We start from the raw sequence: 26837 nt of genomic DNA on the forward strand, positions 1-26837 counted from the left end.
CAAGGGCGCCCGCCTATCGTAACCCTCAATCCGCAGGCACACACCGTGCCTGTTCAAGCGCCGCCGCACGGCTAGTTGCCACCGGCCCGCCACCGTTGAGGAGACTTGCGTGCATATCGCCCGAACCGTTCTGCGCGACGACCATGAAATGTTCCGCACCACCGTGCGGCGCTTTTTCGAACGCGAATGCCTGCCCAAGCAGGCGCAGTGGGACCACGCCGGCCAGGTCGACCGCGAGACCTGGCTCAAAGCCGGTCGCGAAGGCTTGCTGGGGATCAGCCTGCCGACCGAATACGGTGGTGGCGGCGGTGATTTCGGTCATTGCGCGGTGTTCAACGAAGAGTTCGCCCGCTCCGGCGTCAGTGGTCCCTACTTCGGCATGCACTCCGACGTTATCGCCCCTTACATCAATCGCTGCGGCACTGAAGAACAAAAGCGCAAGTGGCTACCCGGGGTGTGCGCCGGCGAGATCATCCTCGCCATCGCCATGACCGAACCGGGCACCGGCAGCGACCTCAAGGCGGTCCGCACCACCGCTGTGCGCGAAGGCGACGAGTACATCATCAACGGCAGCAAGACCTTCATCAGCAACGGCTTGACCGCCGACCTGGTGATCGTCGTGTGCAAGACCGACCCGAACGCCGGCGCCAAGGGCATCAGTCTGATCGCCGTGGAAGCCAGCCGCCCGGGCTTCCAGCACGGACGCAAGCTGGAAAAAGTCGGTCAGCACGCCCAGGACACTGCCGAGCTGTTCTTCGACAACGTGCGCGTACCGGTCGCCAACCGTCTGGGCGAAGAAGGCATGGGCTTCAGCTACCTGATGGCCGAACTGCCCCAGGAGCGTTTCTCCATCGCCGTCTCCGCCGCCGCCAAGCTTGAACGCCTGCTGGAGCACACCCTCGATTACGTCAAGGACCGCAAGGCCTTCAACCAGACGGTGTGGGACTTCCAGAACAGCAAGTTCAAGCTCGCCGACATCAAGGCCCAGGCCACCGCCTTGCGGGTGATGATCGACTACTACCTGGGCGAGCACATGCGCCGGCGCCTGACCCTCGAAGAGGCAGCAATCGCCAAGCTGCACAGTACCGAAACCCTGTGGAAATGCCTTGACGACATGGTCCAGCTGCACGGCGGTTACGGCTACATGCTCGAGTACCCGATTGCCCGGGCCTTCGTTGACATGCGCGTCAACCGCATTTACGGCGGCACCAGTGAAGTCATGCGCGAACTGATCGCGCGCAAGCTCTGACCCCCAAAAACAAAAAGGAAAAACACGATGAGCACCAAGGTATTCGTTGCCGGCGTGGGCATGATTCAGTTCAAGAAGCCCGGCACCAGTGAGTCCTACGATGTCATGGGCGAACAGGCGATCCGCCAGGCCCTGGCCGACTGCGGCCTGGACTTCAAACACATCCAGCAAGCCTATGCCGGCTACGTCTACGGCGACTCGACCTGCGGGCAGAAAGCCCTGTACCGCGTGGGCATGACCGGCATCCCGCTGATCAACGTCAACAACAACTGCGCCACCGGCTCCAGTGCCCTGTTCCTGGCCCGCCAGGCGGTGCAGAGCGGCGTGGTGGACTGCGCCCTGGCGTTCGGCTTCGAGCAGATGAACCCAGGCGCCCTGAAGTCGGCGTGGAGCGATCGCGCCCCGGCCACCGAGCGCGCGCTGAAGCTGACCAACGAGCTGGTCGGCATGCCCGACCTGCCCACCGCCATCCGCCAGTTCGCCGGTGCCGGTTATGCGCACATGCAAAAGTACGGCACCCGGCTCGACACCTTCGCCAAAATCCGCGCCAAGGCCAGTCAGCATGCGGCACGCAACCCCCTGGCGGTATTTCGCAATGTGGTCAGCACCCAAGAAGTGCTGGCCGCGCCAATGCTCTGGGACGGCGTGCTGACCCGCCTGATGGCCTGCCCGCCGACCTGCGGCGCCGCTGCCACGATCGTGGTCTCCGAAGCCTTCGCCAAAAAACACGGCCTGTGCACCGATGTGCTGATGGCCGGCCAGGCGCTGACCACCGACCTGCCCAGCACCTATGACGCTCACGACATGATCCGCGTGGTCGGCTTCGACATGACCCGCATGGCCGCCGACATCGCCTACAACCAGGCCGGGATCGGCCCGCAAGACATCGACGTGATCGAGCTGCACGACTGCTTCGCCCAGAACGAACTGCTCACCTACGAAGGCCTGGGCCTGTGCGCCGAAGGGGCTGGCGAGCGGCTGGTCAACGATGGCGACAACACCTATGGCGGCAAGTGGGTCACCAACCCGTCCGGTGGCCTGCTGTCCAAGGGCCACCCGCTGGGCGCCACCGGCCTGGCCCAGTGCTATGAGCTGACCCATCAGTTGCGCGGCAGCGCCGAGCAGCGCCAGGTCGACAACGCCCGCATCGCAGTGCAGCACAACCTCGGTCTGGGCGGTGCCTGCGTGGTGACCGTGTACCAGAAAAACTGACGCCGCCGGCCCTCCACGGAGCGATGCACATGATCGACAAAAAACACATCGGCCGCGAGCTGCCGACCTTCCTCGCCACCGCCGAAGCCGGACAACTGCGTTTCTTCGCCAAGGCTAGCGGTGAGACCAACCCGATCTATTTCGACGAACAGGCCGCCCGCGATGCCGGGCACCCCGGGCTGCCACTGCCACCGACCTTCCTGTTTTCGCTGGAGTTGCAGATTCCGTCCAACGCCTGGCGCGATGAACTGGGCATCGTCACCGCGCGCATCCTGCACGGTGAAGAGTCGTTCCGTTATCACCGTCTGGCCTATGCCGGCGACACCCTGCGCTTCGATGTGCGCATCGCCGACATCTACGAGAAAAAAGGCGGCGCCCTGGAGTTCGTGGTCCGCGAAACCCGGGTGACCAATCAACACGGTGAGCACGTTGCCGACCTGCGCAGCGTACTTGTGCAGCGCAACGGCTGAAGCGGAGAGTGATGATGACTGCGAACAACCTGCAAGACATCCAGGTCGGCGATCAACTGCCGGCCCTGACCCTGGCGCCGATCAACCGCACCACCCTGGCCCTGTTTGCTGGCGCGTCGGGGGATCACAACGCCATTCATATCGATACCGACTACGCCCGCAAGGCCGGCATGGCCGATGTGTTCGCCCACGGCATGCTGTCGATGGCCTACCTCGGGCGGCTGCTGACCCAGTGGGTCGATCAGCGCCAGTTGCGTGAGTTCGCTGTGCGCTTTCTCGGCATCACCCACCTGGGCCACCAGATCACCTGCACAGGCACCGTGGTCGAGCGCTTCGAGGTAGAGGGCGAGCAACGCATCAAAGTCGAGCTGCGTACGACCAACCAGTACGGCGAAATCAAGATTGTCGGTGACGCCGTCATCGCGCTGTAAACAACCCTGATAATTGAGGAGTTACACCCATGGCAAAACTCGAAGGCAAGGTCGCACTGGTGACCGGTTCCGGCCGCGGCATCGGCCAGCAAATCGCCCTGAAACTGGCCAGCGAAGGGGCCCGCGTGGTGATCAACGACCTGGACATCGACCCTGCGCAGGAGACCGCCGAGCTGATCCGCAACCTGGGCGGTGAAGCGGCCGTGTGCGCCGGCAACGTCAGCGCCCCGGACTTCGCCGAACGCTACATCAAGACCGCGACGGATCACTTCGGTGGCATCGACATCATCGTCAACAACGCCGGTTACACCTGGGACGACGTGATCCAGAAGATGTCCGACGAACAGTGGTACGCGATCCTCGACTGCCACCTGACCGCGCCCTTTCGCATCCTGCGTGCCGCCTATCCGGTGATCAAGGCCCAGGCCCAGGCAGAAGCGGCGCAAGAGCGCGAAGTGTTCCGTAAAGTGGTGAACATCTCCTCGGTGTCGGCCCTCAACGGCAACGCCGGGCAGATGAACTACTCCTCGGCCAAGGCCGGTGTCATCGGCATGACCCGTGCCCTGGCGCGCGAGTGGGGGCGTTTCAAGGTCAACGTCAACGCCGTGGCCTTCGGCTTCATCGAAACGCGCATGACCCGCGCCGACGCCCACGCTGGCGCGACGGTGAACATCGAAGGCCGTGACATCCGCGTCGGCATCAGCCCGGAAGCGGCCAAGTCGTTTGCCCAGCGCAACCCGCTAGGTCGCCCGGGCACCGTGCAAGAAGCCGCCGATGCGGTGTATCTGTTCTGCTCGCCCGAGTCGAACTACATCACCGCGCAGACCATCGCGGTTGCCGGCAATCTGCAATAACCGTAGCAGCAGCCGCGGCGCTGGGCGCGGCTGCCGTGGCGGTGTGTGATGACTGTTTATGGCGTTATCTGATAGCCCTTGCCTTGCAGACAACTGGTGTAGGCCGAGGCATTGGTGGACTCGCTGGTGCGACGCTGCTCCCGCCGATCCTGGCGCTGGCGCGCGCCACCGACCACGGCGCCGGCGGCGGCGGTTTCCTTGGCGCGATTCTGCCGATAGTCCTGTTTCACATCATCGTCGACACGGTCATAAATTTCGTCATGTTGATTACCACGCACCTGCGCCCCTACCGCACCTGCGGCGGCGCCGACCGCCGCGCCCCGGACCCGGCCGCCCGCCACAGGTGGCGCGGTCGAGGCGCTATTGGCGATAGAGTGACATTCGTTGATATCCAGCTGGACCTGCTGTGAGCTTTGGCCCTTGAGCGGTACCACGGTTTCAGCCAATGCCGGAACGCTGAACAATGACACGGCCAGGCAAAGGCCGAGTGGCGAAAATCTGCTCATGATGAACTCCGCAACCTGAACCTGCCTCTGGGGATGAAGCAGTCGCTGTCAGTTTACATCCCGGGCGCCGCCGGTGTCCCTGATCAGGATCAGCGTACACCGCCAGGTTCATCCTGGGTCAGGATCGCCCGGGCAATCTCTTCGTCGCTGGCCTGCAAGTCGGGATTGTCCTGGCGAATACGCCGCATCATCGACTCCAGGTAGACACCACGAATAGCGCCGCCGCTGGCAATGAACGAGGAGGCATCGTCGCGGGCCGGGATGATGCGTTTGTCGTCCTTGAAGGTGGAGTACAGCGAAGCGGATACCCCCGCCGAAGTGGCCACATCGCTGGCGTCCACATCAGCCAGCGCGGCGCCCATGGGCAAGCACAGAACAAGCGTAGAAGCGATCAGTAAACGACGCATGGTGGTGCCTCCGGAAATCGAGTTCCTATGTCAACTAGGATGCGCAGCACACTGCCCAAGTTCCCTACAGCTGCACCTGCAGAAAGCTCATGCCACCCCGATGCAACGCAAAAACGCAACTGAACGGCCCTGCCAGCCCTCCGCTCGGCGTCCAAATGACCTATACCCAATAAGCCATGAATCACTACATCGGGGGCGGGTATGGCGGGCTCAGACAAGAAAATGACGCTCATCGGGCTCACCACCCTGGTGACGGTCAACATGATGGGGTCTGGCATCATCATGCTGCCGACCAGCATGGCGCAGTTGGGGGCGGTTTCGTTGCTGTCCTGGGTGGTGACCGCCATCGGTTCGATGGCCATTGCCTACAGCTTCACCCAGTGCGGGGTGTACTGCTCGCGCTCCGGCGGCTTGTCGGCCTACACCGAGGAGGCCCATGCCAAATCGGGGTTCTTTCTCTGCTCCTACCTGTATTTTCTCTCGCTGGCGATCGCCAACGTGGCCGTGGCCATTTCTGCCGTGGGCTACATGACTGCCTTCATGCCCTGGCTGGGCAGCAGCGCAATGGCCCTGTGCGTCGGCACGATCGGGCTGATCTGGTTAACCATCGTCGCCAACTTCGGCGGGCCGGCGATCACCGGCAGGATCGGTGCGATCACGGTCTGGGGGGTGATCATCCCGGTCGCCGGATTAAGCGTGATCGGCTGGTTCTGGTTTGACCCCGGAGTGTTCTCCCAGGCCTGGAACCCGAACGGGCTGCCAATCGGCGAAGCCATCGGCAAGACCATTCCCCTGACCCTGTGGGCGTTTCTGGGCATGGAATCGGCGGCGCAGGCCTTCGACGCCGTGGAAAACCCCAAGCGCAACGTGCCCCTTGCCTGCCTGTTCGGTACCCTCGGCGCGGCCGTGGTCTATGTGCTGTCGACCACCGTGATCCAGGGCATCGTGCCCAACCTGGAGCTGGCCAACGCCTCGGCGCCGTTCGCCCTGGTCTATGCGAAGATGTTTAACCCGCTGATCGGCACGATCATCATGGTGCTGGCGGTGATGGCCTGTGTCGGCTCGCTCCTGGGCTGGCAGTTCACCCTGGCGCAAACGGCGAAAATGACCGCCGACCAGGGCCTGTTCCCTCAGCTGTTTTCCAAGGTCAGTGCGCTGAACGCGCCGATTCTCGGCATGCTGGTGTGCGGGGTGCTGCAAACGGCGATGGCGCTGTCGACCATCTCGCCCAATGCCAGTGCGCAGTTCAGCAAGCTGGTGAGCCTGGCCGCAGTGACCAACCTGATCCCCTACGTCACGGCCCTGACCGGACTGCTGGCGATCATGCACAAGGCCAAGGTCGGCCCGGCAGTGTATAGCCGCAATACCCTGGTGCTGCTGGTGGCGGTCGGTTACTCGCTGTATGCCTTGTATGCCTGCGGCATGGAGGCGGTGCTCGGTGGTGCGCTGGTGCTGGCGTTCGGTTATCTGCTTTATGGTTTCCTGGCCAAGCGTTTCATCATCGAACAGGCCAGGAGTGAACGGGGGGCTGGCTATGAAGGCTAGCCTGCGGCGAATTGCCAGCCTGCTGATTCTGCTACCGGCCCTCACCCAGGCGGCAACGCTTGAGCAAGTGCGTGCCAGCAATACCTTGACCCTCGGTTACCTGCCGGACTTTGCGCCCTTCAGTGTGCAGGACGGCGAGCAGGCCAGCGGCTACGCCATCGACCTGTGCCGCAAGGTTGCCGAACAGGTGAAAGCGGATTTGGCGTTACCCGATCTGCAGGTTCGGTTTCAGCCGGTGGCGCTGGCTGATGAGATTGCGGCGGTCAGTTCCGGACAGGTCAATCTGCTCTGCACGCCCACGGTGGCCAGTCTGGCGCGGCGCAAACAGGTGAGTTTTTCCGTACCGGTGTATACCGCCGGGGTGACGGCGGTGGTGCGCAAGGACGCTCCGGCGGCGTTGCTCAATGTGCTCAACGGCAAGCAGGCCAATAGCGGTCCGACCTGGCGGGCGACGGTCAATCGGGGGCTGGCCAACCAGACCTTTGCGGTGGTCGCGGGCGGGGTAACCGAGCAGTGGGTGCGCCGGCAGTTGCAGATGCTGGGGGTGATCGCCACGGTGGTGGCGGTTGAGAACAACGAGGCAGGGTTCGCGGCGGTTGTCCAGGGCAAGGCGGATGCGTTCTTTTCCGAGCGCATGCTGTTGAAGAATCTGTTGGCGCGCCATGCTGAGGCTGGGGCGTTGATGCTGGTTGAACGGATTTATGAGTACGCACCGGTGTCGATGGTGGTGCCTCGCGGGGACGAGGATTTTCGCTTGCTGGTTGATTCGGTGATCAGCGGGATGTATCGGTCCGGGGAGATTGAGCAGGCTTATGGGGTGTATCTTGGCGGCGCGAGTGAGGCGGCCAGGCGGTTGTTTAAACTATATGCGGTGCCGTTGTAGCGTTTATGGTGCGATAACTCGATCTGTCTTGCGGTGAAGTCAGCAGATCGCTGTTTCAATGGGATCGAGGGGCTGGGTTTGAGTCCGAGCGCCACGATGACCATTGTATGGTTACTGTTTTTCTTCAGAGGAACTTAAATTCAAATTACTGAAATCAAAGCTATACCGCCCATCATGAAAATCAACTACTCAGCCTCAGTGGTTTCGGTTTTGTCTGGCTGGCGATGGCGCCGTTGTTTGCAGTGTTTGTGCTGGTGATGGTGGTGCGTCGGGTCGGGAATTGCATTGCTCTGGGCGGTGACTGGAGGCTGGTTGGGGCGTGAGCAGCATCGGCGTGAAAACCATCAGCAGCGGCACGGCCACCAGCAAACCCCCGACCCCCAGCTTGCGGGCCAGATGCTCGCCACGGAGTACATTTGTACTCAATCCTATTCGAGGCAGACTGACCACCCCATTCGTCTGCGCATTCCGTACAGGCCTCTCCCCGGGCCGTGGATGACCGAAAAATCCGCGAACATCCTCACACGCCGACTATATTGAGCTAGTCACCGCCCGCAGCCTGAGCGCGCCCCATGCTGGACACCGATCACCTGATCATTTGCGAACATTGCGACTGCGTGTACCACAAGGTCTCCCTTGGCAAACACCAGAAGGCCTTGTGCCAACGCTGCGGTGCCGTGCTGCAGCGCTATAACGGCATGACGTTGCAACAACGGCTGGCCCTGAGCCTTACCGCTGGCGTGCTGTGGCTGCTGGCCAATTTCTACCCGGTGATGAGCATCAGCCTGCAGGGTCTGTCCAACAGCGCCACGCTGTGGGACTCGGTACGCGCCCTGGCAACCGGGCCCATCACCTTTATTGCCCTGGTGGCGGCGATCTCGATCATCATCGCGCCAGTGTTCCAGTTACTGTTGCTGATCTGGGTGCTGGGCTTTGCCCTGGCCGGCCAGCGCTCGCCGGGCTTTAGCCTGTGCATGCGCTGGCTGGAAACCCTGCGGCCGTGGAGCATGCTGGAAGTCTGCCTGCTGGGCGCGATGGTCGCGGTGTTCAAGCTGGCCGGCCTGCTTGATGTGCTGCCGGGTATCGGTCTGATCGCCCTGGCGGCGCTGAGCCTGTTGATGATCCGCATCGCCGGCCGGGATATCCGCGAGCTATGGGATGCCTTGCCATGAACCGCCCGCCGCTGGCCTCGGAACTCAACCTGATGCTCTGCCACACCTGCGGCAAGGCCTGCGATGCCACTCGGGCGCAGCATCACTGCGACCGCTGCGGCGCCCCGTTGCATGCGCGAAAGCCCAATTCGCTGGCCCGTACCTGGGCCTACCTGATCGCCTCGCTGGTGTTTTATGTGCCGGCCAACCTACTGCCGGTGATGAACACGAAGATGCTCGGCAGTGGCGACGACAGCACAATCATGAGCGGGGTGATCGAATTCTGGTCGCACGGCGCCTGGGATATCGCCCTGATCATCTTTATCGCTAGTATCGCCGTGCCGGCCACCAAGTTTGTCGCCCTCGCCCTGCTGCTGATAACCGTGCAACGCGGCAGCAACTGGGCGCAGAAGGAGCGCTCCAAGCTCTATCGTTTTGTCGAGCTGATCGGCTACTGGTCAATGCTCGATGTGATCGTCGTGGCGCTGGTCGCCGCGCTGGTCAAGTTCCAGGCCCTGGGCGATATCGAACCGCGCCCGGGCATTCTGTTTTTCGGCCTGGTGGTGGTGTTCACCATGCTCGCCGCCATGAGTTTCGACCCCCGAATGATCTGGGAAAGCCGTCAACCCGAGGAGCGCACGGATGAAGTCAGCAGCCACTGAAGAGCCGCCAGTACCAGGCCCATCGACGGTCAAAACCCGACGTTTCAACGTCTCGATGGTGTGGATCGTGCCGATTGTCGCGGTGCTGGTGGGCATTTCACTGGTGGTGCACAACTGGTTGCAACAGGGGCCGACCATCCAGATCACGTTCAAGACCGGCGAAGGCCTGACCGCCAATAAAACCGAGGTCAAGTACCGCAACGTGGTGATCGGCCACGTCACCACGGTGGAGTTGAGCCACGACCAGAAAAGCGTGACGGCCACGGTGAACCTGGTCAAACAGGCCGATAACTTCACCCGCGAAGACTCGACCTTCTGGGTCGTGCGCCCACGCATTGGGGCGGGCGGCATATCCGGTATCGACACCCTGCTGTCGGGCGACTTCATCGGCGCCGATGCCGGGCAGTCGAATAACCGCGCCAAGGTCTTCAAAGGCCTGGAGATGCCGCCACCGATCACCTACGGCGAACCTGGCAAACGCTTTACCCTGCACTCCGACGACCTCGGTTCGCTGGGCGTCGGTTCACCGCTGTATTACCGCAAGATTCCCGTGGGCCAGGTGGTGGCCTATGAGCTGTCCAAGGACGGCAAGGGCGTAGACATCGAAGTCTTCGTGCACTCGCCCAACGACGCCTTTGTTACCGACAATACCCGATTCTGGAACGCCAGCGGCATCGATGTCGAGGCTGGTGCCAATGGCTTTTCGGTGCGTACCGAGTCGCTGTCGTCACTGCTGGTGGGGGGCATTGCCTTCCGTGCGCCACCGTTCAACCCGGACGATCAGGTGGCAGCCGAAGACAAGGTCTTCGAACTGTTCGAAGACGAGAAGACCGCCCTCGCCCCGCCCAACGGCAAGCCGCAGTACCTGGCCCTGCGCTTTGAGCAGGCCCTGCGTGGGCTGAAAGTCGGCGCGCCGGTGGAGTTTCTCGGCGTGGAGATCGGCCGGGTGGTCTCGGTCAATCTGGATTTCGATGTCGAACAGCGCTCCTTCCCGGTCAACGTCGGTATTGTCATCTATCCGCAGCGCCTGGGCCGGGCCCACACCAAGCTGATGAAGGCGCTCAATCACAATCCCAATGACGAACAGGCCGCCGCCCAGATTCTCGGCACCTTCATCGATAACGGCCTGCGCGCCCAGGCCCGCAGCGGCAACCTGCTGACCGGGCAGCTGTACATCGCCCTGGATTTCGACCCGAAAGCACCGAAAGTGGCCTTCGACCCGAGCGCGCGGCCGATCACCATCCCCACCGTTCCGGGCAGCCTGGAACAGTTGCAGGAACAGTTCCAGGCCATGGTCGAACGCATCAACCGCTTGCCGATCGAACGCATCGCCAACAACCTCGATGCCAACCTGGTGGAAATGCGCAAGGGCCTGGCGCAGTTCAACAGCCGGACCTTGCCGGGGGTCCAGGGCACCTTGCAGGAGGTCAGCAAGACCCTGCAATCGGCCAACTCGACCCTGGCCGACGACTCGCCGCAGCGTGAACAGTTGACCCAGACCCTGGACGAACTGGGGCGCATGTCGCGCTCGTTACGCGAGCTGGCCGATTACCTGGGCCGCAACCCTGAGTCCTTGCTGCGCGGCAGGCCCAAGGACGCGCCGGCGGACAACCTCAAACCTTCGTCGCGCAATTGACCGCAGGAGCATCGACCATGGCGCACGCCGCAAAATTCGCACTGCTGGGCTTGGCCTTGCTGTTGGCAGCCTGTCGCAGCGATCCGATCCACTACCACACCCTGACGCCACAACAACCCTCATCGGCCAGCACGGTTGATGTAGAGCTGGAGCGGGTCATTGTCCCGCCGCAGGTCGACCGCCCACAGGTGGTGGTCCGCCAGGGCAATAGCGGCCTGGCGATTCTTGAAACCGAATGGTGGGGCGCAAGCCTGGCCGACGAGTTGCACAATGCCCTGGTCAATCAGTTCGCCACCAGCAGTGCCCAGTCGCACCTGAGTTTGCGGGTGGACGTGCAACGCTTTGACTCGGTGCCCGGGCAGTACGCCTTGTTCGATGCCAGCTGGCGTCTGCGGGCGGCCAATGGCAATGGCAACAGCGGCGCGGCGCTCAACTGTCGCAGCGTGATCCAGACTGCGGCCGGGCCGACCATCGATGAGCTGGTGCTGGCCCACCAGCAGAACCTCAAGCGCTTCACCGAGCTGGTCAGCCGCACGGCCAGCAGCGGTGCCACGCGTTGTCCTGCCGTGCGCTAACCCATCCACGTACTGGACGCTGATCCTGGCGATCACCCTTTATCCTTTGAACCAGCGCCTGGGTGGCTGGCTCGGCAACCGCCCCGGCTGGTCAGCGGTGCTGTGGGTGATGGTCGGCCTGGCCTGCCTGATCGGCCCTTGAGCCTGCTCGGCACTTCGGTGGCCGGTGATCATGGCCAAAAGTGAATCGGCCCGGTGTTGCTGGCGGTCGGTTACGCGTTGTTCATGACCTGGGTTGCCCAGCCGCTGGCTGAGGACAACGAGCGTTGATCGCGGGGCAAGCCCGCTCCCACAGACAGTGGTTCACACTGTCTGTGGGAGCGGGCTTGACCCGCGATGTTTCACCGCCTACATCAATGGAACGGGAAGATGTAGTTCATCCATGCGGCCATGCGCAGGAGAATCTTGCGCATCATGCCGATGTGTTCGAAGTGCTTGCTATAGATTGCCGCCTGCCCGTAGGCCCCACCCGGCACTTGCGCATCGTACTGGGCGTACTCAGGGTCGGTGATTTCGATGATCACCGGAATCCGCCCGGCCGGCGGTGATCCGGTGTAGCCGATCAAGGTACCCGATGGCTGTACCTGACCTTCGGCAATCACCGTAATCACGCTCTTCACCCTGCCCTTGAACACCTTGCCGGGAATACCGTCAAAGGCGACCTCGGCCTCATCACCGGCCACCAGGCGCAGCAAGCTGTTCTGGCGCATCCAGGCGGCGAAGTAATGACCTTCCTCGGGAATGAACACCATCGACGGCCGCAGCGGCAGCCGGCTGGCCATCATCCCGGCGCGTAGCGAGACATGGGTGACGAAGCCTTTGCTGGGGGCTCGCACTACAGTGTTGTCCAGTTCGAACTGGGCGTTGTCGATCTGCGCCTGCAGATCGTCCACCCGGGCAATCGCGGTTTCCTGCTCGCGGCGCGTTCCGAAATTGCGCTTGATCAACTCGTTGATCCGGAACAGGTCACCTTTTGCCGCCAGATGCTGGGCCTTGAGCGATTGCAGCTTGTACTGAAAAGGTGCCGGGTCGATGCGGAACAGGATATCGCCAGCCTTCAACGACTCGTTGCCTTTCACCGGCACGTCGATCACCTTACCGGTGACCACCGGAATCACCGGCACCGAGACGAAATAGGTACGCGCCACCTCTGAATAAGGGTGGTTGTAGTTCATGGTGAAGATCAACGCACCGATCAATACCACCCCACCCAGTACAGCGGTGGGGACAGTCCATTTGTTCAGCGGGATGCGAAACAGCTTGAAGATGGCAATACAGATGGCGGCGTAGGTCAGGATCAGTAACAGGTCCATAGATTAAACTCCCCCGCCGGAACCCGGTCGCGCAGCGCCCGCTTTAGCCCGGTCTTCCTCCAGATGGGCCACCCGTTGCTGCAACTCGAACACCTGGCGCTCGAGATCGCCTATGGCGCTCTTGTCGCCCACTCCGCCGATACCCCAACCGCGATCCTCGCGGTAGAGCATCGCCCAGATCCACAGGAACGGCCACAGCGCGTGCAGGGTGAACAGGCTGACCCAGCCGGTGGCATGGATCGCGTCCTGATGCGGGTGATTGCGATGAACCGCGATTTCATAGGGGATGTCGTGAAGGACGATGATGCCGTAGAACAGCACCAGCCCGGCAAAGATCAACACGCCTAGTGCAAAGTAATCAAGCATGGCTGCTCCAGTAAGCGAGATAGCGAGATGGGGTAATTGAAGTCTAATCAAACATAGCTTTTTCACTGCGAATTTCATCAGCGCCAGCACCCGGGCTACTGCGGCGCGATTCAAGCAGCGTGACGAAACTCGACAGGCTCTGGGACACCGTGCCGCGGCGCCAGACCAGCCAGGTATTGAGGTAGCGGAAGTCTTCGGACAACGGCCAGACACTGACCGTGGCGCAACCGGGCATGCTCTGCAGCATGCTGCGCGGCATCAACGCCAGGCCGGCGCCGGCGCTGACGCAGGCGAGCATGCCGTGATAGGACTCGATCTCGAAGATCTTCCCCGGCACCGCGCCATCGGTATTGAACCAACGCTCAAAGTGATGCCGGTAAGAGCAGTTGGAGCGGAAGGCATAGATATTCTCGCCGTTGACATCCAGGGCGCGGTGGATCGGCCCATGGTTGAGCGGCGCGATCAGCACCATCTCTTCCTCGAACACCGGTACCCCGTCCAGCGCCGGATGCAGCACCGGGCCGTCGACAAACGCCGCGACCAGGCGCCCGGACAACACGCCGTCGATCATCGCCCCGGACGGGCCGGTGGAAAGATCCAGCTCAACCTTGCTGTATTGCTGGTTATAGGCCGCCAGCAACGCCGGAATACGCACGGCTGCCGTGCTTTCCAGCGATCCCAGGGAAAACGGCCCGCGCGGCTCCTCACCGGCCACGGTCAAGCGAGCTTCTTCGACCAGCCCCAGAATACGCCAGGTGTAGTCGAGGAAGGTCCAGCCCGCGGGCGACAGACGCAGGCGGCTCTTCTCGCGGATGAACAGCTCGACGCCGAGATCGGCTTCCAGCTGCTTGATCCGCGTCGTCAGGTTCGAAGGCACGCGGTGCATGTGCTGAGCGGCAACGCTGATGCTGCCGTGCTCAGCCACCGCCCTGAATATTTCCAGCTGAACCAGGTCCAAGCCATTCTCCAAACATGAATGAAAGGCTCATTATTATTCAGTTTTCAAAACATGAATAGCCCTCTACGCTGGCGTCGTTCCCTAATTTTTTGCAGGACAGTGCCATGACCGCGTTCTCCAGCCATACCCATGCCGTGTCGATCAACCCCGCCAACGGCGAAGCCATCGGGCACTACCCTTACCAGTCCGAGGCTGACCTCGATGCAGCGCTGACGCGAGCTGCAGGCGGTTTCGCGCACTGGCGGCGTACCCCCGTGGCCGAGCGCGCCGGGCTGATCCTCGGCCTGGCCAGCGCCATCCGTGACAACGCTGCAGCCATGGCGCAGATGATCACCGTGGAAATGGGCAAACCCCTGGCCCAGGCCCGTGGCGAGGTGGAGAAATGCGCACAGCTGTGCGAGTGGTACGCGGCCCAGGGTCCGGGCATGCTCAGCGCCGAATCGACACTGGTGGAAAACGGCAAGGCGCGCATCGAATACCGGCCACTGGGGCCGATCCTGGCGGTAATGCCGTGGAACTTCCCGGTCTGGCAGGTACTGCGCGGCGCCGTACCGGCACTGATCGCCGGCAACACCTATGTGCTCAAGCACGCGCCGAATGTGATGGGCAGCGCCTACCTGCTGCTCGAGGTGATCAAGCAGGCCGGTTTGCCTGAGGGTGTGTTCGAAGTGATCAACGTCACCCCCGACGGTGTTTCCCAGGCCATCAAGGACCCGCGCATCGCCGCCGTGACCCTGACCGGCAGCGTGCGTGCCGGCATGGCCATCGGTGCCCAGGCCGGTGCCGCGCTGAAAAAATGCGTGCTGGAACTGGGTGGCTCCGATCCGTTCATCGTCCTCAACGATGCCAACCTCGACGAAGCGGTCCGGGCTGCGGTCATTGGCCGTTACGCCAATACCGGCCAGGTCTGCGCGGCGGCCAAGCGTCTGATCGTCGAGCAAGGCGTGGTGGAGGCCTTTACCGAGAAGTTCGTCGAAGCCACCCGTCAGCTGGTCATGGGCGATCCGCTGTCGGAGCAGACTTACCTCGGCCCGATGGCCCGCTTCGACCTGCGCGACGAGCTCGATGAACAGGTCCAGGCCACCCTGGCCGAAGGTGCGACCCTGCTGCTGGGTGGCCACAAGGTCGATGGTGTGGGCAACTTCTACGCGCCGACCGTGCTGGCCGATGTCACCGACCAGATGACCTCGTTCCGCCAGGAGCTGTTCGGCCCGGTGGCCTCGATCATCACCGCCCGCGACGCCCGCCATGCCCTGGAACTGGCCAACGACAGCGAATTCGGCCTGGCGTCGACGATCTACACCCAGGACCTGGAACTGGCCGCGCAGCTCACCGAGGAACTGGACACCGGCGGCGTGTTCATCAACGGCTACTGCGCCAGCGACCCGCGTGTCACCTTCGGCGGGGTCAAGAAGAGTGGTTTCGGCCGCGAGCTTTCGCACTTTGGCGTGCGTGAGTTCTGCAACGCCCAGACCGTCTGGCTGGACCGCCGCGGCTGAGTGACCGGCGGTCGGGTCGCGTGGTTGCTGGCTGCCGGAGCGTTGCAGGCAATGGGCTAAACTCTAGCTCGGGGGCTGGCAATGCAACGCGACCGGAGGTGCACCATGAGCCAGTACCAACGCCTGTTCCTGATGGTCGGCGACGACATGCGCCACACCCCGGCGCTGGAGCGCGCCGCTGCCCTGGCCCACGCCAGCGGTGCCACCCTGCATATCTGCACCTTGGTCGAGGAACTCGACACCCTCGGCCTGATCAGCGGCGATGAGCACCGCAACCAGACCCGCGTCGAGAACAGCCGCCAGTGGCTCGCCGATGAGGCCACCCTGCTGCATGAAAATGGCATCCGGATCAGCACTGATGTGGTCCTTACCCGGGATCTGCTCAGCGCGACCCTGGACCAGGTGGCGGAGATCGAACCGGATCTGCTGATCAAGGATGTGCAGCACGAGCCCGCCTACAAGCGCCTGTTATTCACCCCGCTGGACTGGCAACTGCTGCGCGAGTGCCCGTGCCCGGTGCACCTGGTCTCGGCCGTGCACTGCCCGCTGCCACGCATTGTGGTGGCCGCCGTCGACCCGACCCACCCCGAACATCCGCACAACGACCTCAACGAAACCGTGATCGAGGCCGCTGCCAGCCTCGCCCGCCAGTGCAACGCCGAGCTGCACCTGTTGCACGTGTGTGACAACGCCCAGACCCACATCGCCGACTTCGGCGCCGGCACCGTGACCATGCCCGGTTTCGGCAGCGATGTGCGCAAGTCGATTCACAAAGCCTTCGAACACCTGGCCAAGCTGCATGACGTACCCGCGGAACGTCAGCACTTCCTCTCGGCCCCGATTACCCGCAGCATCGCCGACTTCGTCGCCCACAACCGTACCGATGTGCTGGTAATGGGCAATCATCCGCGCAAACTGCTGGAGCGCCTGACCGGCAGTACCACCGAGCATGTCATCGATCACAACCTGTGCAATGTCCTGGCAGTCAAGGCGCTGGCCTGAGGGTCAGTCGTATTCGGCTTCGGCATGCTCGCCGAGCAGGCGGCGCTGGCGTGGCGTCGCAGCAGCGAGCACTACGGGGTTGAACTGCCAGTGCAGGTACGGTGAGAACTTCTGCGCAACCATGCGCCGGCCATAGTGCACCTGCAACATCGAGCGGGTGCGATCAGCGCTGCGGTTGTCGCTGCCGCCATGCCAGAGTTCGCTGCGAAACATCAGCGCATCGCCGGCCCGGCAGAGAATGCTCTGCGCTGACTGTCCCTGCCACTGCTGCTCGCCCGGCGCCGGCTTGCGCCCTGCCCTGTGGCTGCCCGGCAGCACCTGCGTAGGGCACAGCTCGGCGTCGATATCGTCCAGGTAGAACTGCACAGTACAGATCTGCATCGGCAGCTCGAAGTCGGGGTCGGCCAGCAGTGCCGGGGGCAACTCCATCACCAGATAATCCAGGTGCAACGGCATCCCCTGATAGCCGGGATGGCTGCGCCAGGCGGTCTGGCCGATGATGTGGCAATCCTCGCCCAGCGCCGCCTCAGCCAGGTCGATGACCCCTGGCAGGTCCAGATAGACCAGCCACAACGGGTCGCGGTTGAACACGCATTTGTAGTGCTGCAGCAGGCCGTTGTAGTCCCAGTCCCGGGGCACAAGGCTGCTGATCGCCGCTTGCAACTCGGCGACCTGCGAGGGCGCCAGTACCCCGGGCAACAACAGGAAGCCGTCACGCTGCAGTGCACTCAGGCCCAGGTTCACCAGGGGTTGATCGTCCATGCCAGGCCCTTACTCAGGCCAGTGCAGGTTGACCTTGACCGGGGCGGTGCCGTCGATCAGCACCTGCTGGCGCAACTGTTGGCCATTGATGCTGGCAACCACCTGGTAATGACCGGCCGGGACCTTGGCGTAGAGCATCGGCCCGATGTCCTGCAGGGTCAGCACCGGCTGGCCGCCGGCGGACTCGATACGCAGCTCGGCACCGCTCTGGTATTTGTTGTCCGGCCCGGACGACAAGGTGATCTGCAGGTTGTAGCCACGGGTCTGTTGCAGCGCGCGGGACTCATCGAGGCCAATGCCGCCTTCCAGGTAGCTGATGCCGTTTTGCTCCCCGGGCTGCAAGTGCACCGCAGACCTATCGATGGGCTCTTCAACAGGCGGTTGAGCAACGCTTACCGGTGCCGCACAAGACAAGGCCAACGCCAGGGCGAGGCCATTCAGAAAGCTGTTCTGGTTACGGTTCATGGCGAGACCTCCAAACAGTATCTGGCCCCCCTATTATCCCGTGCAATGCGGCGTCATGGCCCTGTGCCTGACGCGCGGCTCAGCCCTGGCGCAACCAGTCGATAAAACGCGCGAACAGCTCCGATTGAGAGTTGATCTGCAGCTTCTGGTAGAGGTTCTTGCGGTGCATACGCACGGTTTCCGGGGAGATACCCAGTTCACTGGCCGTGGACTTGGCCGAATGACCGCGCAGGATCATGTGCGCCACTTCGCGCTCGCGGTCGGTCAACACCTGGCAGCCAAAGCTGTCGAACGCTGCCTGGATACTGCTATGGCCGGTGGTGTTGGCGGTTTGCCTGAGCCCATGACGGGCGAAGCGTGCCAGCAGCTCGCGGACCATCGGCTCGACGGCGCGCAACAGATTGACCTGCTCGCCACTCAGGCGCGATCCGCTGCAACCCTGGAACAGGCTCAGGGAAATCTTCCGCGCATCACCGATATCGGCGATGAAATAGCTGTCTTCACTGCAGCCGGTGCCCAGGTAATAGGTCTTGTAATAATCACTGTCGAAGAAGTGGTCCGGGGCGATGTCTTCGAGATGGTAGAAGCCCTCGGCCAGACCGCTCTCCACTGCCAGACAAAACGGATCGAGCAGGTAGCCCGCCGCGAAGTAACGATTGAGGATGGCATCGCGGTGCTGCTCGGGGATGCCCTGCTGGTACAGCAACTGCGGCGCCCGGCCCTGGCACTCGAGGCTGATCATCATCGACTCGACAGAGACCAGCTGGCTGATGGCCGCGGCCAGGTGCGTCAGGGCATCCGCCGTTTCGCTGTAGGCGAAAGCGTTTTGCAGCGCTGCGTGCCATTGCTGCAGGGCGCCGAATGAAAGACAGACTGGGGTTTCTGGGGATGCGTGGCTCATGCTCCGCAGTCTAACGGCTGGCGCATGAGCCTGCACCTGTGGTGCGGCTCCGTTGGTGGGAGCGGGCTTGCCCCGCGATGCGATGTGACTGTCAGCCCGCAATCGCGGGGCAAGCCCGCTCCCACAGCAAGCCCGCGCCCCACCACAGCAGCCCACTCTCATGTACCGCTGTACAAGCCTTCGCGACGCAGTTCAGCGGCCGTCTCGAGAATGCACTGGCGCAGCACCTCGACAATCTCGTCCACCTGCGCATGGGTAATGATCAACGGCGGCGACATCACGTTCAGGTGCATGATCGGCCGCACCAGCAAGCCCTTGTCCTGGGCACGACGGTGGATGCGCTCACCGATGTTCACCGCATCGGCGAACAGTGCCTTGCTGCGCTTGTCGGCGACGAACTCGACGCAGGCCATCAGTTTCATGCAACGCACATCGCCCACCAGCGGCAGCTCACGCAGGCTTTGCAGGCGCTGCTCCAGGTAACCGCCGACATCCTTGACGTGGGCCAGCAGGTTCTCCCGCTCGATGATCTCAATGTTTTTCAGCGCCGCCGTGCAGCACACCGGGTGGCCACTGTAGGTAAAGCCATGGGTAAAGCAGCGGCCCTTGCCCGGTTCGGCGATAACCTTCCAGATCCGCTCGGAGAAAATGCACGCGCCCAGTGGCAGGTAGGCCGAGGTCAGGCCTTTTGCGGTGGTGATGATATCCGGCTGCACCCCGAACAGTTCTTCGCTGGCGAAGAAGGTGCCGAGACGGCCGAAGGAGGTCACCACCTCATCGGCGACAAACAGGATGTCGTAGGTCTGGCAGACCTGCCACATGCGCAGGAAGTAATCCTTGGGCGGGATGATCACCCCGCCGGAGCCCATGATTGGCTCGGCGAAGAACGCCGCGACATTGTCGGCGCCCAGCGAGAGGATCTTGTCTTCGAACTCGGCCACCAGGAAATCGAGGAACTCGGCCTCGTCCATGTCATCCGGCGCCCGGTACGGGTTGGGGTTGGAGACGTGGTGGATGAGATCGTGGGCGTAATCGAACTCCGGCACACGGTCGGCGGCCTTGTTGCCGATCGACATGGTCAGGGTGGTGGAGCCGTGATAGGCGTTGTAACGGGCGATGATGTGCTTCTTGTGCGGCTTGGCGCGGCAGTTCTGGTAGTACTGGATCAGGCGGTAGGCGGTATCGACCGCCGTCGAGCCGCCGGTGGTGAGGAACACATGATCAAGGTCACCCGGCGCCAGCTGGGCGAGCTTTTCGCACAGTTCGATGGCCACGGTGTTGGCCATGTCCGAAAACGGATTGGAATAGGCCAGCTTGCGCACCTGGTCGGCAATGGCCAGGGCCATTTCCTCGCGCCCCAGGCCAATGTTGGTGCACCACATGCCGCCCACTGCATCGAGGAAGCGGTTGCCCGCGGTGTCACGGATATAGGCGCCCTCCCCGGCAACAATGTTCAGCGCGCCCTGTACGCGGTGCTCGTCGAACATGTGGTAGCCGTGCATATAGTGGGCCTTGTCGGCCTCCACCAGCGGATCATGGATAACAGCGGTTGCGACAGCGTTGTTTGATGTAGCCATGGTCTGTTCCTTGGCAATGGAAATGGGGGGCATTCAAAGACCGGTCTTGACCGTGCTCCAGACCCGGGTGATTGCGCGCATGTCCCGGGCGTCCTGGGTTTTCTGGGCAAACAGGCGCTCACGGGTGGCGTCATCGGGATAAATCGCCGGATCGTTGCGGATGTCCGCCTGCACCAAGGCCGTAGCCGCTGCGTTGCTGTTGGCGTAGCGGATGTAGTTGGTCACCTGGGCCATGGTCCGCGGTTGCAGCAGAAACTCGACGAAACGATGGGCGTTGGCGCTGTGCGGGGCATCCTTGGGCAGGTAAAGGTTGTCGAACCAGATCAGCGAGCCTTCCTGGGGGATGAAGAACGACAACTTGATGTCTTTTTTCGCTTCTTCGGCGCGGGCCTGGGCGATGGCATAGTCGCCCGACCAGGTCAGGGCCATGCACACATCACCATTGGGCAGGCTGGTGAGGTAGTTCACCGAGTCGAATTTCTTGATATAGGGGCGGATATCCAGCAGCAGCTTTTCGACCGCCTTGAGGTCGGCCGGCGCCGCGCTGCGGGGGTCTTTGCCGAGGTATTTGAGCGCCAGCGGGATCACCTCGGTGGGCGCATCCATCAGGGTCACGCCGCAGTCGGCAAAGCGCGAGACGATCTTGGGGTCGAACAGCATGGCCAGCGAACCGATCGGCGCATCGGGCATGCGCGCTTTGATCTTGTCGACGTTGTAGGTCACCCCGTTACTGCCCCAGGTATAGGGCGCCGAGTATTGCAGGCCTGGGTCATATCCTTGCAGCGCCTGCACTACCTGGGCGTCGAGGTTGTGCCAGCTCGGCAGTTGCTGCTTGTCCAGCGGCTGGAACACCCCGGCCTTGATCAGCGGTGGTACCAGGGAGGCGTTGAGCATGACCAGATCGTAGCCGGAGCGACCGGTGAGCAGTTTGGTCTGAACGGTTTCGTAGCCATCGAAGGTGTCGTAGATCACCTTGATGCCCGTGGCTTTCTCGAAATCGGCGAGGGTGGTTTCGCCGATGTAGTCCGTCCAGTTGTACAACCTGAGTGTGTTGCCGGTGTCCACTTCAGCGGCCAGGGTGGCCGTGGCCGTGGACGCCAGCAACAGACTGCACATCACCTTCAGTGCCTTGCGCATAGCAACTCCGTCGTGTGACTGCTCAGGGTGAGCCGATGGACCTACTATCAGGTGATTTGCCGGCGCCGACCATAACCCGAATGGGTGGGTGGTGGGTTAAAAGCATCGCGGGGCAAGCCCGCTCCCACCGGGACGGTGTCGACCCGGTGGGAGCGGGCTTGCCCCGCGAAAATAATCAAGCCAACGGATACAACGCCTCATCAAACTGCGACAAACGCGGAAACTGCAGCGGCTGGTCGTCCGATAGTTGCTCCAGACGCTGCTGATAGCTACACAGAAAATCTTTGCGCGCCTCCTCACTGATATACGGCACATGCCAGGCCACAAACGGCTCCAGCACATCAAAACCGACATACGCCAGGGTGCCACGCAGGATCGGCCGCAGCATATCCTCCAGCGGCCCGTGGATCGCCCCGTCGCCGAACATGTGCTCCCGCCCGCCAAGGGTCACGGTCACCAGGGCTTTCTTGCCGACCAGCCCGCCCTGGTCGTAGAAGCGCTTGCCGCCATAGCAGACACCGGACACCAGCACCCGGTCGATCCAGCCTTTGAGGATGGCCGGGGCCGAGAACCAGAAGATCGGGAAGTTCAGCACCACCAGGTCAGCCCACAACAGTTTGTCCAGTTCCGCCTGGATATCCGCGGCAATCGAGCCGCTCTTGACGCCCAGGCGCTGCTCCAGGGCATAGACCAGGTACTCGGGATTCTCCCGCGTGGCAAAGTCATCGGCACTGGCCACCGGGTTCCAGTTCATCGCGTACAGGTCACTGACCTGCACCTGATGGCCCTGGGCTTGGAAGGTCTCTACGGCCTTGTCACGCAGGGCGGCGGTGAAGGATAGCGGCTCGGGATGAGCATGAACGATCAATACATTCATCAAGGTATTCCTTAAACAGGTTGCAACGTAGAACAGGTGGCGATGGCGCACATCGTGGCTACGTCGTGGGTAATGAACAGTAGCGCTTGAGTCATTCTGTTGATATCGCTCATGGCATTGCACCTGACGCGGCGCCCACGGCGACCTGAGCCTGCCTGGGGTACTTCAGATCTGAACGGCCTTGATCTCAACGAACTCGCCCAGCCCCTCCTCGCCCCATTCCCGGCCGTTACCCGACTGTTTGTAGCCACCAAACGGCGCCTGGTAGTTGAAGGCCGCGCCATTGATGAAGCACTGCCCGGCGCGCAATTGCCGACTCAGCTGCAAGGCGCGCTCGCGGTCAGCGGCCCAGACCGCGCTGGACAAGCCAAAGGGTGAGTCGTTGGCCAGGGCAATGGCCTGAGCTTCATCGCCATAACGAATCAGGCACAGCACCGGGCCGAAGATTTCCTCCTGAGCAATGCGCATGCGGTTATCGACGTCGGCAAACAGGGTTGGCTGCACATAGAAGCCGCGCTCGAAGCCCGGTGCGCTGTCACCGCCACAGAGCAAACGCGCGCCCTCCTCCTGGCCAATGCGGATGTACTCCTGCACGGTGCGCCGCTGCGCCGCCGAGCACATCGGGCCAAGGAAGCTCTGCGGATCTTGCGGATCCCCCATGACCAGCTTGCGGCTCTCATCCAGGGCGATCTCCACGGCCTCGTCATAGCGGCTGGCGGGCAGCAGCATGCGGGTCAAGGCGGTGCAGGTCTGCCCGGAGTTGATCATTACGTCCTGCACGCCATAGCGCACGGCGGCGTCAAGGTCGGCGTCCGCGGTAATCAGCAACGGCGACTTGCCGCCCAGTTCCAGGCACACACGTTTCACCGTCGGCGCAGCGGCTTGCGCGACACGCACACCCGCGCCGGTGGAGCCGGTGAACGAGACCATGTCGACCTGCGAATGCCGGGCCAGTGCCTCGCCGACTTTCGAGCCGGGCCCGCTGACCAGGTTGAATACCCCGGCCGGCAAGCCGATGGCTTCGATCATTTCGGCCAACAGGAAGGCGTGCAAAGGCGTTTCCTGGCTTGGCTTGACCACTACAGTGCAGCCCGCGGCCAAGGCCGGGGCGAGTTTGCCGATCAACTGGTGCAGCGGGTAATTCCACGGATTGATGAACGCGCAGACGCCAACGGCTTCGCGGTACACCAGAGAATTGCCGACCTCACGCACTTCATCCATCACGCCGGCCAGTTCAACGTACTGCTCAAGCCCGGCGATCGGCCCGTCCACCTGAACGCTACGGCACCACTGCACCGGCATGCCCAGCTCGGCGGTGATGACACTGGCCATTTCCTCGGCGCGCGCCGTCAGTTGCGCAACCAAAGCCTGGATGTAACCGGCACGTACGCTCGACGGTGTACGCGACCAGTCGGTAAAGGCCCGGCGCGCTGCCGCTACCGCGCGGTCGACGTCCTCCTCGTTACCGAGTGGCACGCGGCCGGTGACGGTTCCGCTGGCCGGGTCGATCACTTCGGCCATGCCTAGCCCGCACGGCACCTGCCAGACGCCATCGATAAACAACCGTGAGTATTCACGCATGGGCCTTGCTCTCCATCAGCTCAGCCGCGCAGCGGGCAATGCGCTGGCAGGCATCACGCAACGGCTCATCCCCCAGCACCAGGCCCAGACGGATATGCCCCGCCGCACTCGGGCCGAACGCTTCACCGGCCAGCACCGACACGCCATGACGGTCGAGCAGGCGGTTGGAGAACTCCTGAGCGCTGAGGCCGGTTTCGCGGATATCGACCATCACGAACATGCCCCCGTCAGGCTTGAGCGCCTTAAGCCCCGGACAATCGGCCAGACACTGGCAGACCAGATCGCGGCGCTGGCGGTAGGCTTCGCGCATTGCCTGCAGCTCCGGCAGTTGCTGCTCGAGAGCCACGACTGCAGCGTCCTGAATGAAGTCCGGCGAGCCGTAGAGCATGCACAGCGCCAGGTTTTCCAGGTGCGTGGCCAGGGCGGTAGAACCCACGACCCAACCCACCCGCCAGCCAGTCATGGCATGCGACTTGGACAAGCTGTTCAGGGTCGCCGTGCGCTCGGCCATGCCCGGAAGACTGCCGGGACTGATGTGTTCGCCTTCGTACAACAGTTCGCTGTAGACCTCATCGGAAATCAGCCACAGGTCATGACCGATGCACAGTTCGGCCAGCGCCTCCCAGGTCGAGCGCGGCAGACTGGCACCGGAGGGATTGTGCGGGCTGTTCAGAGCCAGCGCACGGGTGCGCGGGGTGATGCGCGCGGCGACATCTGCAGGGCACACGCGAAAGCCGTTCTCGGAACGCACCGGCACCGGGACCACGGTCGCGCCACAGGCGCCGAACACTGCTTCGTAGGTGACATACATCGGTTCAGCGACGATCACTTCATCGCCTGGGTTGAGCACGCATTGGGCGACGCAGAACAGCGCACACTGGGCGCCTGCCAGCACTGTCACCTGATCGGCACTGACCACCTGGCCGCTGCGCTGCTGGTGACGCCGGGCGATGGCCTGGCGCAGCGCCAGCTTGCCGCGCACGTCGGAATAGTGGGTGTGGCCGTTGTGCAGGCTGTCGATGGCGGCCTGGACGATGGGCGCCGGGGTGTCGAAGTCCGGATCACCCACCGACAACAGAAGGATGTCCTGGCCTTGCGCCTGCAGCTCGAGGGCGCGGTAGTGAATATCCCAGGCGGCGGCGCCGTCACCGGCAATGCGTTGGGTCAGATCGGAAAAGCGCATGGCAATCTTCCTGAATAGGGTTGGACGTCAGCGAGCGCAGGCGTGCTTGAGCTCGATCAGGGTCACGCTGTTGCGGGCAAAACCGGCACGCAGTTCCTGTTGCAGTTCATCGAGGCTGCCTGGCTGGGCCACGGTGCAGCCGAACGCCTTGCCCAGCCCGGCAAAGTCCGGATTGCGCGGCAGCACGCCGATGGGCTCGATATCGAGGTTGAGCATGTCGTCGCGGATCTGCCCAAGCGCATCGTTGTTCCACAACAGCACGACCAGCGGCCGGTTCAGCTCTTCGACGGCCGTGGCCAGTTCCTGAGCGGTGTAGAGGAAGCCGCCGTCGCCGACCAGTACCAGCCCCGGGCGATCTTGAGTGGCGAACATGCCACCGATACCCGCTGGCAAGCCGTAGCCCAACGTGCCGTAGCCGGTTGGGTGCAGCCAGCTGCGCGGTGCCCGGCTGGCAAAGGCGTAGTTGCCGGTGTAAGCCAGCTGGGTCATGTCCGTGCTGATAAAGGCGTTGTCCGGCAGTTCGGCCGCAACCCGGTCGAGAATCGCCTGATGGATCGTCTGCAGCGGGCCATGCCCGGCCTTCACTGCCTGACGCAAGGCAGCGACCGAAGCGATTGCCGCCTCGGGATCACGTTTGATAGCCGGCAGGTGCTCCAACAAAGCGCTAACGGTCTGCCGCGCATCGCCCTGCAAGGCCAGCGCGCAGGGATAGAAATCGTTGAACTTGCGCGGGTCGATATCCACCCGCAGCAGCTCGCCATTGAGTTCCAGGCGTTCACGCCAGAAGTCGGTATCGGCCATCTCGGTGCCCACAGCCAGCACTACGTCAGCTTCAGCGATGAGGTTCCAGCCGGGCTCGACACACAGGCTGGCGCCGGCATTGAGCGGTGCCTCCGGGGCCAACAGACCTTTCCCGGCGACGCTGGTGAACAGCGGCGCTGCCAAGCGGGTACTCAACTGTTGCAGCGCATCGGCAGCCTGCAACGCACCGCCACCGGCGATGATCATTGGCCGTTTGGCCGCCGCCAATCTGGCTGCTGCCTGCTCCAGTACGTTGCTGGCGGGCAGACCACGGCCGGGACGACGGACGACCTCAGCACTCCAGTCACGCTTGACCGGCGCCGCCAGCACATCCAGTGGCACCGAAATATGCACTGGACGCGGCCGCTCACTGTCAAACACCGCATAGGCGCGGGCAATCAGCTCCGGCAAATCCTCGGCGCTCAAGGCCACGGCGGAAAACGCCGTGATCGGCGCGGTCATCGCCCGCTGGTCCTGGGTTTCGTGCAGGCAGCCCCAGCCTTTGCCCAGGCTCGCGGTGTGGTTGACGCTGGAGATCACCAGCATCGGGATCGAATCGGCGTACGCCTGGCCGATAGCCGTGGCGGCGTTAGTGACGCCCGGGCCGGTAATCACGAAACACACGCCGGGCTTGCCGCTGACCCGGGCATAGCCGTCGGCCATAAAGCCTGCACCCTGCTCATGGCGGGTGAGGACGTGACGGATGCCGCTGCCGGACAGCCCGCGGTACAACTCCAGGGTATGCACCCCGGGAATGCCGAATACCGTGTCGACGCCGTAGCTGGCCAACAGGCGGACCAGCGCCTGGCCGCCGGTCAATGGAGTGTTGTGCAT

General features: G+C 62.9%; 28 protein-coding genes. 14 read left to right on the forward strand and 14 right to left on the reverse strand.

What is annotated here, in order from left to right; genetic code table 11:
- Positions 1-148 precede the first annotated feature (148 nt).
- Genes NPS47_RS03855 through NPS47_RS03875 form a run of 5 tightly spaced genes read left to right on the forward strand, consistent with a single transcriptional unit; the run spans position 149 to position 4216 of the window.
- Positions 149-1249, forward strand: coding sequence for an acyl-CoA dehydrogenase family protein (locus NPS47_RS03855; protein ID WP_274293918.1), 1101 nt, complete (start codon positions 149-151; stop codon positions 1247-1249).
- A gap of 27 nt (positions 1250-1276) precedes the next feature.
- Positions 1277-2461 (forward strand): lipid-transfer protein, encoded by a 1185-nt coding sequence (locus NPS47_RS03860; RefSeq protein WP_274293778.1) that lies wholly within the window; start codon positions 1277-1279, stop codon positions 2459-2461.
- Between the two features lie 29 nt (positions 2462-2490).
- Complete coding sequence (locus NPS47_RS03865) at positions 2491-2931, forward strand: MaoC family dehydratase N-terminal domain-containing protein (protein ID WP_274293779.1); 441 nt, start codon at positions 2491-2493, stop codon at positions 2929-2931.
- A gap of 14 nt (positions 2932-2945) precedes the next feature.
- Entirely contained in the window at positions 2946-3362 is a 417-nt protein-coding gene (locus tag NPS47_RS03870; protein ID WP_274293780.1) for a MaoC family dehydratase, read from the forward strand.
- Between the two features lie 29 nt (positions 3363-3391).
- On the forward strand, positions 3392-4216 hold the full coding sequence (locus NPS47_RS03875) for an SDR family NAD(P)-dependent oxidoreductase (protein WP_274293781.1): 825 nt from the start codon (positions 3392-3394) through the stop codon (positions 4214-4216).
- 56 nt (positions 4217-4272) lie between these two features.
- Here the strand turns inward: NPS47_RS03875 and NPS47_RS03880 are convergent, their stop codons facing one another.
- Both NPS47_RS03880 and NPS47_RS03885 read right to left on the reverse strand, forming a co-directional pair.
- Complete coding sequence (locus tag NPS47_RS03880; RefSeq protein WP_274293782.1) at positions 4273-4722, reverse strand: YMGG-like glycine zipper-containing protein; 450 nt, start codon at positions 4720-4722, stop codon at positions 4273-4275.
- Between the two features lie 89 nt (positions 4723-4811).
- Positions 4812-5129, reverse strand: a complete 318-nt coding sequence (locus tag NPS47_RS03885; RefSeq protein ID WP_274293783.1) for a DUF2388 domain-containing protein — start codon at positions 5127-5129, stop codon at positions 4812-4814.
- A gap of 201 nt (positions 5130-5330) precedes the next feature.
- Here NPS47_RS03885 and potE point away from each other — a divergent pair, with 201 nt between their 5' ends.
- From potE to NPS47_RS03920, 7 genes are all read left to right on the forward strand, one after another.
- Positions 5331-6674 carry a putrescine-ornithine antiporter gene (potE, locus tag NPS47_RS03890; RefSeq protein ID WP_274293784.1) on the forward strand — a complete coding sequence of 448 codons (1344 nt, stop codon included), beginning with the start codon at positions 5331-5333 and terminating at the stop codon, positions 6672-6674.
- Entirely contained in the window at positions 6664-7557 is an 894-nt protein-coding gene (locus NPS47_RS03895) for an amino acid ABC transporter substrate-binding protein (RefSeq protein WP_274293785.1), read from the forward strand. The genes potE and NPS47_RS03895 overlap by 11 nt, the downstream gene beginning before the upstream one ends.
- Positions 7558-8129: 572 nt before the next feature.
- Positions 8130-8729, forward strand: a complete 600-nt coding sequence (locus NPS47_RS03900) for a paraquat-inducible protein A (RefSeq protein ID WP_274293786.1) — start codon at positions 8130-8132, stop codon at positions 8727-8729.
- Positions 8726-9370, forward strand: coding sequence for a paraquat-inducible protein A (locus NPS47_RS03905; RefSeq protein WP_274293787.1), 645 nt, complete (start codon positions 8726-8728; stop codon positions 9368-9370). Before NPS47_RS03900 ends, NPS47_RS03905 begins: the two co-directional genes overlap by 4 nt.
- A complete protein-coding gene (locus NPS47_RS03910; protein WP_274293788.1) occupies positions 9351-11006 on the forward strand; it encodes an intermembrane transport protein PqiB in 1656 nt (551 codons plus the stop codon). Before NPS47_RS03905 ends, NPS47_RS03910 begins: the two co-directional genes overlap by 20 nt.
- Positions 11007-11023: 17 nt before the next feature.
- The gene (locus NPS47_RS03915) at positions 11024-11581 is read left to right on the forward strand and encodes a PqiC family protein (RefSeq protein WP_274293789.1); all 558 of its coding nucleotides are present in this window, start codon (positions 11024-11026) and stop codon (positions 11579-11581) included.
- Positions 11553-11723 carry a hypothetical protein gene (locus NPS47_RS03920; RefSeq protein WP_274293790.1) on the forward strand — a complete coding sequence of 57 codons (171 nt, stop codon included), beginning with the start codon at positions 11553-11555 and terminating at the stop codon, positions 11721-11723. The genes NPS47_RS03915 and NPS47_RS03920 overlap by 29 nt, the downstream gene beginning before the upstream one ends.
- A 211-nt stretch (positions 11724-11934) precedes the next feature.
- On the opposite strand, the gene NPS47_RS03925 is transcribed toward NPS47_RS03920, so the two are convergent.
- The 3 genes from NPS47_RS03925 to ptrR are packed head-to-tail and all read right to left on the reverse strand — an operon-like array spanning position 11935 to position 14218.
- Positions 11935-12894 (reverse strand): HlyD family secretion protein, encoded by a 960-nt coding sequence (locus tag NPS47_RS03925; protein WP_274293791.1) that lies wholly within the window; start codon positions 12892-12894, stop codon positions 11935-11937.
- A gap of 3 nt (positions 12895-12897) precedes the next feature.
- Complete coding sequence (locus tag NPS47_RS03930; protein WP_274293792.1) at positions 12898-13260, reverse strand: DUF3302 domain-containing protein; 363 nt, start codon at positions 13258-13260, stop codon at positions 12898-12900.
- Positions 13261-13303: 43 nt separating this feature from the next.
- Positions 13304-14218, reverse strand: a complete 915-nt coding sequence (gene ptrR / locus NPS47_RS03935) for a putrescine utilization regulator PtrR (RefSeq protein WP_274293793.1) — start codon at positions 14216-14218, stop codon at positions 13304-13306.
- A gap of 104 nt (positions 14219-14322) precedes the next feature.
- Here ptrR and NPS47_RS03940 point away from each other — a divergent pair, with 104 nt between their 5' ends.
- Both NPS47_RS03940 and NPS47_RS03945 read left to right on the forward strand, forming a co-directional pair.
- On the forward strand, positions 14323-15717 hold the full coding sequence (locus tag NPS47_RS03940; protein WP_274293794.1) for an aldehyde dehydrogenase family protein: 1395 nt from the start codon (positions 14323-14325) through the stop codon (positions 15715-15717).
- A 105-nt stretch (positions 15718-15822) separates the two neighbouring features.
- Positions 15823-16719 carry a universal stress protein gene (locus NPS47_RS03945; RefSeq protein ID WP_274293795.1) on the forward strand — a complete coding sequence of 299 codons (897 nt, stop codon included), beginning with the start codon at positions 15823-15825 and terminating at the stop codon, positions 16717-16719.
- A gap of 3 nt (positions 16720-16722) precedes the next feature.
- On the opposite strand, the gene NPS47_RS03950 is transcribed toward NPS47_RS03945, so the two are convergent.
- The 9 genes from NPS47_RS03950 to NPS47_RS03990 form a co-directional block, all read right to left on the reverse strand.
- Positions 16723-17481 (reverse strand): phytanoyl-CoA dioxygenase family protein, encoded by a 759-nt coding sequence (locus NPS47_RS03950; RefSeq protein WP_274293796.1) that lies wholly within the window; start codon positions 17479-17481, stop codon positions 16723-16725.
- Between the two features lie 9 nt (positions 17482-17490).
- The gene (locus tag NPS47_RS03955; RefSeq protein WP_274293797.1) at positions 17491-17946 is read right to left on the reverse strand and encodes a carboxypeptidase regulatory-like domain-containing protein; all 456 of its coding nucleotides are present in this window, start codon (positions 17944-17946) and stop codon (positions 17491-17493) included.
- Between the two features lie 79 nt (positions 17947-18025).
- Positions 18026-18847, reverse strand: coding sequence for a LuxR C-terminal-related transcriptional regulator (locus NPS47_RS03960; RefSeq protein ID WP_274293798.1), 822 nt, complete (start codon positions 18845-18847; stop codon positions 18026-18028).
- Between the two features lie 158 nt (positions 18848-19005).
- The gene (locus NPS47_RS03965) at positions 19006-20424 is read right to left on the reverse strand and encodes an aminotransferase (protein WP_274293799.1); all 1419 of its coding nucleotides are present in this window, start codon (positions 20422-20424) and stop codon (positions 19006-19008) included.
- Between the two features lie 33 nt (positions 20425-20457).
- Positions 20458-21561 carry a polyamine ABC transporter substrate-binding protein gene (locus NPS47_RS03970; protein ID WP_274293800.1) on the reverse strand — a complete coding sequence of 368 codons (1104 nt, stop codon included), beginning with the start codon at positions 21559-21561 and terminating at the stop codon, positions 20458-20460.
- Positions 21562-21736: 175 nt separating this feature from the next.
- On the reverse strand, positions 21737-22438 hold the full coding sequence (locus tag NPS47_RS03975; protein WP_274293801.1) for an NAD(P)H-dependent oxidoreductase: 702 nt from the start codon (positions 22436-22438) through the stop codon (positions 21737-21739).
- 165 nt (positions 22439-22603) lie between these two features.
- Positions 22604-24019 carry an aldehyde dehydrogenase family protein gene (locus NPS47_RS03980; protein ID WP_274293802.1) on the reverse strand — a complete coding sequence of 472 codons (1416 nt, stop codon included), beginning with the start codon at positions 24017-24019 and terminating at the stop codon, positions 22604-22606.
- Positions 24012-25202, reverse strand: a complete 1191-nt coding sequence (locus NPS47_RS03985) for a pyridoxal phosphate-dependent aminotransferase (protein ID WP_274293803.1) — start codon at positions 25200-25202, stop codon at positions 24012-24014. The genes NPS47_RS03980 and NPS47_RS03985 overlap by 8 nt, the downstream gene beginning before the upstream one ends.
- A 27-nt stretch (positions 25203-25229) precedes the next feature.
- Complete coding sequence (locus tag NPS47_RS03990) at positions 25230-26837, reverse strand: 5-guanidino-2-oxopentanoate decarboxylase (RefSeq protein ID WP_274293804.1); 1608 nt, start codon at positions 26835-26837, stop codon at positions 25230-25232.

Source organism: Pseudomonas putida (genome assembly GCF_028682475.1).
Lineage (GTDB): Bacteria > Pseudomonadota > Gammaproteobacteria > Pseudomonadales > Pseudomonadaceae > Aquipseudomonas > Aquipseudomonas putida_AG.